The 8,041-nt window shown below is 71.7% G+C and carries 7 protein-coding genes; 5 read left to right on the top strand and 2 right to left on the bottom strand.

The window, feature by feature from the left end; genetic code table 11:
• Positions 1 to 103: 103 nt before the first annotated feature.
• Together ACFWY9_RS30320 and ACFWY9_RS30315 are read right to left on the bottom strand one after the other, a co-directional pair.
• A complete protein-coding gene (locus ACFWY9_RS30320) occupies positions 104 to 1,789 on the bottom strand; it encodes a DUF885 domain-containing protein (protein ID WP_378326488.1) in 1,686 nt (561 codons plus the stop codon).
• A 42-nt stretch (positions 1,790 to 1,831) separates the two neighbouring features.
• Entirely contained in the window at positions 1,832 to 2,716 is an 885-nt protein-coding gene (locus tag ACFWY9_RS30315; protein ID WP_378326489.1) for a methylenetetrahydrofolate reductase, read from the bottom strand.
• Between the two features lie 116 nt (positions 2,717 to 2,832).
• Here ACFWY9_RS30315 and merB point away from each other — a divergent pair, with 116 nt between their 5' ends.
• The 5 genes from merB to ACFWY9_RS30290 all read left to right on the top strand — a co-directional run bounded on the left by merB (position 2,833) and on the right by ACFWY9_RS30290 (position 7,873).
• Positions 2,833 to 3,513 (top strand): organomercurial lyase, encoded by a 681-nt coding sequence (gene merB, locus ACFWY9_RS30310; protein ID WP_378326490.1) that lies wholly within the window; start codon positions 2,833 to 2,835, stop codon positions 3,511 to 3,513.
• 61 nt (positions 3,514 to 3,574) lie between these two features.
• On the top strand, positions 3,575 to 4,666 hold the full coding sequence (locus ACFWY9_RS30305) for a polyprenyl synthetase family protein (protein ID WP_378326491.1): 1,092 nt from the start codon (positions 3,575 to 3,577) through the stop codon (positions 4,664 to 4,666).
• Position 4,667: 1 nt separating this feature from the next.
• Entirely contained in the window at positions 4,668 to 6,155 is a 1,488-nt protein-coding gene (crtI, locus tag ACFWY9_RS30300; protein ID WP_378326492.1) for a phytoene desaturase family protein, read from the top strand.
• Positions 6,152 to 7,069, top strand: coding sequence for a phytoene/squalene synthase family protein (locus tag ACFWY9_RS30295; RefSeq protein WP_378326493.1), 918 nt, complete (start codon positions 6,152 to 6,154; stop codon positions 7,067 to 7,069). Before crtI ends, ACFWY9_RS30295 begins: the two co-directional genes overlap by 4 nt.
• Positions 7,070 to 7,084: 15 nt before the next feature.
• Positions 7,085 to 7,873: an LLM class F420-dependent oxidoreductase gene (locus ACFWY9_RS30290; protein ID WP_378326494.1), complete on the top strand. Its 789-nt coding sequence runs from the start codon at positions 7,085 to 7,087 to the stop codon at positions 7,871 to 7,873.
• Positions 7,874 to 8,041 lie beyond the last annotated feature (168 nt).

Below are 8,041 nucleotides of genomic sequence, written 5' to 3'. Positions count from 1 at the left end.
ACACCTCACCGGCACTGAGCGCCGGTAAGGAGTCCTTCACGGCAAGTCGCGAACGGCACGGCGTCCCGAGGTGCCGGATGCGGGCCACCCACGGAGCAGCCGGTCAGTCCACAGTGGCCAGTTGGGCGCGGAGGGTGTCCAGGCCCATCCCGCCCAGCCGGAGCGCGTGGGTGTGGAACTGCTTGATGTCGAAGGCGGCGCCCTGCCGGGCACGGGCCTCGTCACGGGCGGCGAGCCACAGGCGCTCACCGATCTTGTACGCCGGAGCCTGGCCGGGCCAGCCGAGGTAGCGGTCGATCTCGTCGCGGACGTGGGCCTGGTCGGTGACGGTCCGGGTGAGCATGAACTCCAGACCCAGCTCCGGGGTCCACCGCTCGCCCTCGTGGAACCCGGTCCCGGCCGGGATCTCCAGCTCCAGGTGCATACCGAGGTCGACTACGACCCGCGCGGCGCGGAAGAGCTGTTCGGACAGCATGCCGAGCAGGTCGCCGTCGTCGGCGAGGTAGCCGAGGTCCTGCATGAGCCGCTCGGAGTAGAGCGCCCAGCCCTCGGCGTGCCCGGAGGTGAAGGCCATGAGCCGCTGGTACTTGTTCAGCGAGGCCGACTGGTACACCGCGGTCGCGATCTGCAGATGATGTCCCGGCACGCCCTCGTGGTAGACGGTGCTGACCTCGCGCCAGGTGACGAACTCCTCCTTGCCGGGGGGCAGGGACCACCACATCCGCCCGGGACGGCTGAAGTCCTCGTTGGGCGGGGTGTAGTAGGCGCCGACGCCGCCGCCAGGCGGGGCGATCTTGCACTCGAGGCCCATCAGCGCGTCGGGGATGTCGAAATGCTTGCCCCGCAACGAATTCAGGGCTCCGTCGGACAGGTTCTGCATCCACGCCTCGAATTCGGCGCGGCCGCGTACGCGGTAACGAGGCTCGGCGTCGAGCACGGCGGCGGCTTCGCCGACGGTCGCGCCCGTCTTGATCCGGTTCGCGACTTCGCGCATTTCGGCCTCGATGCGGGAAAACTCGGCCCAGCCCCATTCGTAGGACTCGCGCAGGTCGAGCTCGGCGCCGATGAAGAACCGCGACCACAGCTTGTAGACGTCCTCGCCGACGGCGTCCTTGGCAGGGGCCCGCGGCGCCAGCTCGGCACGCAGGAATCCGGCGAACTCCGCGAACGCCTCCTGCGCGACGCGGGCGCCGTGGCCGAGGTCGGCGCGCAGCGCGTCGCCGACTTCGCCCGCGTTGGCCACAAGTCCGGCGAAGAAGCCCTCTTCGTCCTTCAGCCCGGCCCAGGTTTCGCACTGCTCCGCGACCTTGCCGACCTGCCGCAGCGCGGCCACCTGCCCGGCTTCGGCCCCGGCGAGCAGGGAACGCCGCATGCCGGTCAGCGTTTCGGGCACCTTGCGCAGCCGCGCCGCGATGGTCGCCCACTGCTCGGGCGTGCCGGCGGGCATCAGGTCGAACGAAACGCGCAGTTCCTGCACCGGGCTCGAGATGACGTTCAGCGCCGCGACGTCCAGTCCGGCCGCGTGGATCTCCTGCTCCAGCCCGACACGCTCGGTGAACACCGCCTTCGCGGCCCGCTCCCCCGCGTCGCCGGGTTCGGCCGCTTCCACCGCTGCCAGTGCCCTCGCCCCGAGGGACGCTCTGGTCGCGTACCCGTCCGGCGAGTAGTCGGTCAGCTGGTCGTCGTGACCGGTGATGCCGAGGATGGTGGCCTGGACCGGGTCCGCGGCCGCGTAGTCGTCGACGTACCGGTCGCAGATCCGGTGCACGTCCTGTTCGGTGGAAGCCATGTCCGGCACGCTACCGGCCTGGTGGCGACCGGCGGAACGGACTTAAGCACGGGCCGGGACCAGCCCCAGCCTGGCCACCACCTCACGCGTGGCCTTGGACCGGTTGAACGTGTAGAAGTGCAGGTCCGGCACGCCTTCGGCGATCAACCGCTCGCACAGTTCGGTGATCGCGTCGATCCCGGCGGCGCGGAACGCGGCCGGGTCGCCGGACAGCGGTTCCAGCCGGTCGAGCAGCCGCTGCGAGGCGGGCGCGCCGGAGAGCTTGATCTGGGTGTGCAGGGTGCGCGGCGTGGTCAGCGGCATGATGCCGGGCAGCACCAGCGCGTCGCAGCCCGCGGCGGCCACCCGGTCCCGCAGCCGCAGGAAGTCCTCGGCCTCGAAGAACAGCTGGGCGATCGCGAAATCGGCCCCGGCACGGAACTTCCGGATCAGGTACTTGGTGTCGGACTCCAGATCGGCGGACCGCGGGTGCCCGTAGGGGAAGGCCGAAACCCCGACGCAGAAGTCGCCGAGCGAGCGGACCAGCTCGACGAGTTCCTCGGCGTAGGTCAGCCCCTCGGGATGCGGCACCCAGTCGCCGTAGACGTCGCCGGGCGGGTCGCCGCGCAGCGCCAGGATGTTGCGGACGCCGACCGCGGCGTACCAGCCGATCACGTTCCGCAGTTCCGACACCGAATGGTTGACCGCGGTGAGATGCGCCATCGGCACCAGGGTCGTCTCGGTGGCGACCCGCGCGATGCTGCGGATCGTCCCGTCCCGGCTCGACCCGCCCGCGCCGTAGGTGATGGACATGTACGCCGGGTCCAGCGGTTCGAGCTCGCGGATCGCCCGCCACAGCACGGCCTCGTCCGCCGTGTCCCGTGGCGGGAAGAACTCGATGGAAAAGGCGGGCCCGTCGCCCTGTAGCCGCTCGATCACCGACGTCATACCGGAAATGGTAGAGGGAAATGTCCGCCTCCTGGGAGTCCCCTCCCAGCGACTGGACTTGTTTTCGAGTCTCGCCCGAGGTGGCGCTGGGCTAGGCTCGGTCCGAGGGAGTGAGCATGAGCAGCGAGGACGACGAGAGCTGGGACGAACACGTCCGCGTGGCCGTCTACCGGGCGTTCGCGGCGTACGGGCGCCAGCCGACGGCGCCGGAACTGGCCGACGCGGCGGGCGGCTCACTCGCGGTCGCCAAACAGGCACTGCACCGGCTCGCTGACGCGCATCACCTCGTCCTCGACGACTGTGAACACGTCGTGCTGGCCCATCCGTTCGCCGCCGTTCCCCTCGGTTTTTCCGTGATGGGCGAGCACACCCTGTGGTGGGGCGGCTGCGCGTGGGATTCCTTCGCCATCCCGCACCTGGTCCCGCACGAGCCCGAGGTGCTGGTGGCCACCCGCTGCCCCGGCTGCGGGGAGCCGCACGCGCTGGTCGTCGGCCGCGACGCGCCGCCGGCAGGCGAACAGGTGGCGCACTTCCTCGTCCCCGCCGCGCGGATGTGGGACGACGTGCTGCGCACCTGCGGCAACCAGCGGCTGTTCTGCGCGGAGTCCTGTGTGGACGGTTGGCTCGCGGAAACGGGCCACGCCAAGGGCTACGTCATGGATCTCGCGACGCTGTGGCGGCTGGCGAAGGGCTGGTACGCGGGACGTCTCGAATACGGGTATCGCCGCCGGGAACCGGCGCGAGCCGCCGAATACTTCGCCGAGGCGGGCCTGCGCGGCGCGTTCTGGGAGCGGTGAGGGCCACATCCGGGGGCACCCGGCGCGGCGCCGGTCACACCCGTCGGTGAGGATGAACGGTATGAACACGCCCGTGTCCGACGCCGATCTGCCCGCCCACGTCGAGCGTGCGCTGGCCGGATTCCTCGGCCGCGCCGGCGCGGAGATCGTGCGCACCGAGCCGAGCGTGCACGCCGGGATCGAGGCGCTGAGCGGGTTCGTGCTCGGCGGCGGCAAGCGCCTGCGACCGACGTTCGCCTGGTGGGGCTGGCGGGGCGCGGGCGGGGATCCGGCCGGGCCGGACGCCGAGGGCGTGCTCCAGGCCGTGTCGAGCCTCGAACTGATCCAGGCGTGCGCGCTGATCCACGACGACCTGATCGACTCCTCGGACTCCCGCCGCGGCTCCCCGACCGTGCACATCGCCTCGGCGAAGCTGCACGCCGACCGCGGCTGGCTCGGCTCGCCCGCGACGTTCGGGCTGGCCACCGCCGTGCTGGTCGGCGACCTCGCGCTGGCGTGGGCCGACGACATGTTCGCCGACGCCCCGCTGCCCGCCGCCACGATGGCCGCCGCCCGGCCCGCGTGGCGCGCGATGCGCACCGAAGTGCTGGCCGGGCAGTACCTCGACGTCCGCACCCAGGCCACTGGCGACGCCTCGCCCGAAGCCGCGCTGAAGATCGACAAGCTCAAGACCGCCGCGTACACCGTGCAGCGCCCGCTGCACCTCGGCGCCGCGCTCGGCGGGGCCGACGACGAGCTCATCGCCACCCTGCTGGAGTTCGGCGGCGACGTCGGCGTCGCCTTCCAGCTGCGGGACGACCTGCTCGGGGTGTTCGGCGACCCGTCCGTGACCGGGAAACCGGCCGGGGACGACCTGCGCGAGGGCAAGCGGACGCTGCTCGTCGCGCTCGGCCTCCAGCTCGCGGCGGAGCGCGGGGACACCGCCACCGGACGCGTGGTAGCCGAAGCGATCGGGAACGCGGAGCTGACCGACACCGCCGTCGACTCCGTACGCGAGGCGCTCGAAGGCGTCGGCGCCGTGGCCGCCGTCGAGCGGCGCATCGACGAGCTGACCGGCACCGCGATGGCCGCGCTCGACCGCGCGCACCTGGCCGAGCCCGCGCCCGCGGCACTCACCGAACTCGTCGTCAAAGCGACCCAGCGGACGCACTGACATGCGCACGACCACCGGTCCCGGCGAGCACGTCGTGGTGATCGGCGCCGGGCTCGCCGGGCTCTCGGCCACCCTGCACCTGCTCGGCGCCGGCCGCCGGGTCACCCTGCTCGAACAGGACAAGGTCCCTGGTGGGCGAGCGGGCCAGCACGACTTCGGCGGCAATGCGATCGACACCGGCGCGAGCGTGCTGACCATGCCGGAACTGCTCGACGAGGCCTTCGCCGCGGTCGGCGAATCGTTGTCGGGCAACCTCACCCTGACGAAGCTCGACCCCGCCTACCACGCACGCTTCGCCGACGGCAGTTCGCTCGCGCTGCACACCGACGGCGAGGCGATGGAGGCCGAGATCCGCGCGTTCGCGGGCCCGGCCGAGGCGGCGGGATACCGCAGGCTGCGCCGCTGGCTGACCGAGCTGCACGCCGTCCAGCGCGACCACTTCATCGGCGCGAACTTCGACTCGCCACTGGATCTGGTGCGCCCGGAGCTGGTCAAACTCGCGCGGCTCGGCGGATTCGGCAGGCTCGGCCCGCGTATCGGCGAATTCGTGCGTGACGAACGGGTCCGGCGGCTGTTCTCGTTCCAGGCGCTCTACGCCGGGCTCGATCCGAACCGCGCGCTCGGCGCGTACGGCGTCATCGCCTACATGGACACGGTCGGTGGCGTGTACTACCCGGCGGGCGGGATGGGCGCCCTCGCCCGGACGATGGCCGACGCCGCCGGGCGCGCCGGGGCCGACCTGCGGTTCGGCACCGAGGCCGCGTGGCTGGAACGGGTCTCCGAGCGGGTACGCGCGGTCCGGACCCGGTCCGGTGAGCGGATCCCGTGCGACGCCGTCGTGCTCGCGACCGAACTCACCGCCGCGTACCGGCTGCTGGGCGCGCGGCCCCGGCGTCCGCTGCCCCTGCGGTTCTCGCCGTCCGCGGTGGTGCTGCACGGGCACGCCGGGCGCGCCTGGCCGGAGCTGGGACATCACACGATCTTCTTCGGGCGGGAGTGGGACCGGACCTTCGCCGAGATCATCCGCGAGGGCAGGCTGATGACCGACCCGTCGCTGCTGGTCACCCGCCCGACCGCGACCGATCCCGGGCTGGCGGGGGACGGCGGCCAGATCGTCTCGGTGCTCGCCCCGGCGCCCAACCTGCGGCGCGGGCGGATCGACTGGCCGCGGGTCCGGCACGCCTACCGCGACGAGCTGCTGCGCACGCTGGAAGCCCGCGGGCTCACCGGATTCGCCACGGACTTCGCGCTCGACGAGATGCTCACGCCGCACGACTGGGCCGAGCGCGGGCTGGCCGCGGGCACGCCCTTCTCGCTGGCGCACACCTTCACCCAGACCGGCCCGTTCCGCCCGGCCAACCTGGTACGGGCGGCGGGCAACGTCGTGCTGGCGGGCTGCGGGACGACCCCGGGCGTCGGCATCCCGCCGGTGGTGATCTCCGGGCGGCTGGCCGCCGAACGGATCACCGGACGGGTCGCTCGCCGGTGAGTGCCCGGGAGCTGGACGCGGCCGGGGTGCGCGGTCCGGCACTGCGGGCGGCCTACGCGGAGTGCGAGCGGATCAACGCCCACCACGGACGCACGTTCTTCCTCGCCACGCGGCTGTTGCCCGCCCACGCGCGGCCCGCGGTCCACGCGCTGTACGGCTTCGCGCGCATGGCCGACGAGCTGGTCGACAACCCCGAGCCGGGCACTGACCCCGCGGTCGCGCTGGACAAGGTCGCCGATCTGGTCGGGATCGTCTTCGACGGCGGCAGGCCCGGCGACCCGGTACTGGCGGCGCTCGCCGACACCGTCGCGCGCTACGCGCTGCGGCGCGAGCTGTTCGACGCCTTCCTCCACTCGATGCGGATGGACCTGACCGTCACCGAGTACGCCACCTACGCCGACCTCGCCGAGTACGTCCACGGTTCGGCCGAGGTGATCGGGCTGCAGATGCTGCCGGTGTTCGGCACGGTCGTTCCGTGCGCCGAAGCGGAACCGGCCGCGGCGGCGCTGGGCGAAGCGTTCCAGCTGACGAACTTCCTGCGCGACGTCGGCGAAGACCTCGATCGAGGGCGGCTCTACCTGCCCGCCGAGGAACTCGCCGCGTTCGGTGTCGACCGGGAATTGCTGGTCCACTGCAGGCGACGGCGGGTGTCCGATCCGAGGATCCGCCAAGCGCTCGCGTTCGCGGTGTCGAGGACGCGAGCGGTCTACCGGCGCGCCGAGTCCGGAATTCCCTTGCTGCGTCCCGAATCCCGGCCGTGCGTGCGCGTCGCGATCACGTTGTACGAGGGCATTCTCGACGAGATCGAGCGGCTCGGCTACGACGTGCTCCACCGCCGCGCCATCGTCCCGGCGCGACGCCGGCTCGTCGTCGCGCTGCCCCGTCTTATCCGGATGTGGGCACGCGGATCGTGACCTAGGCTAAGGATCATGACCACAGCATCGAACAGGCCCATCCGGATCGGCGTGCAGATCCAGCCACAGCACGCCGAGTACGCCGACATCCGCCGGGCGGCCAGCGAGGCGGAAAACCTCGGTGTCGACATCGTGTTCAACTGGGACCACTTCTACCCGCTCACCGGCGACCCCGGCGGCAAGCACTTCGAGTGCTGGACCATGCTCGGCGCCTGGGCGGAATCGACCTCGCGGGTCGAGATCGGCGCGCTGGTGACGTGCAACAGCTACCGCAACCCCGAACTGCTCGCCGACATGGCCCGCACGGTCGACCACATTTCGGACGGCAGGCTCATCCTGGGCATCGGCTCCGGCTGGTTCGAAAAGGACTACGACCAGTACGGCTACGAGTTCGGCACCGCGGGCGGCAGGCTCGACGACCTCGCCGAAGCGCTGCCGCGCATCGAGGACAGGCTCGGCAAGCTGAACCCCGCGCCGACCCGCAAGATCCCGACGATGATCGGCGGTGGCGGCGAGAAGAAGACGCTGCGGCTCGTCGCGAAGCACGCGGACATCTGGCACGGTTTCGGCGACCCGGAGATCGTCGAGCGCAAGGTCGGGATCCTCGACCAGCACTGCGCCGCGATCGGCAGGGACCCGGCGGAGATCGAACGCTCGGTCGGGGTGAAGGCCGGGCCGGACGAACTGGGACCCCGGCTGCGCGACCTCGGCGTCTCGCTGTTCACCGTCGAGGCCAACGGCCCCGCCTACGACCTCGAGCCTCTCAAGTCGTGGATCGCCTGGCGGGACAAGCAAAACGGCTAGTGGTCCGCCACGTGCGCCGAAGGCCACCTCGAGGAACCTGGAGTCGCTCGAGGTGGCCTTCAGCGACCTGGCATGCCGCGAACGGAAGATTCGGGACACCCCCGCACCCACCGCGCGTTCCCAGGGCCGTGAAGGACTCCTTACCGGCGCTCAGTGCCCGTAAGGGGC

Source organism: Amycolatopsis sp. NPDC059027 (assembly GCF_042739735.1).
Taxonomy (GTDB): Bacteria; Actinomycetota; Actinomycetes; order Mycobacteriales; family Pseudonocardiaceae; genus Amycolatopsis.
The sequence above is the reverse complement of the archived record's forward strand: the minus strand, read 5'-3'. Positions and strand labels throughout refer to the sequence as shown.

Bases quoted from the DNA above. Each gene is read 5' to 3' on its own strand.
- ACFWY9_RS30305 (WP_378326491.1), top strand. From the start codon at position 3,575: ATGAACACGCCCGTGTCCGACGCCGATCTGCCCGCCCACGTCGAGCGT.
- ACFWY9_RS30315 (WP_378326489.1), bottom strand. From the start codon at position 2,716: ATGACGTCGGTGATCGAGCGGCTACAGGGCGACGGGCCCGCCTTTTCC.
- ACFWY9_RS30320 (WP_378326488.1), bottom strand. From the start codon at position 1,789: ATGGCTTCCACCGAACAGGACGTGCACCGGATCTGCGACCGGTACGTC.
- merB (WP_378326490.1), top strand. From the start codon at position 2,833: ATGAGCAGCGAGGACGACGAGAGCTGGGACGAACACGTCCGCGTGGCC.
- crtI (WP_378326492.1), top strand. From the start codon at position 4,668: ATGCGCACGACCACCGGTCCCGGCGAGCACGTCGTGGTGATCGGCGCC.
- ACFWY9_RS30290 (WP_378326494.1), top strand. From the start codon at position 7,085: ATGACCACAGCATCGAACAGGCCCATCCGGATCGGCGTGCAGATCCAG.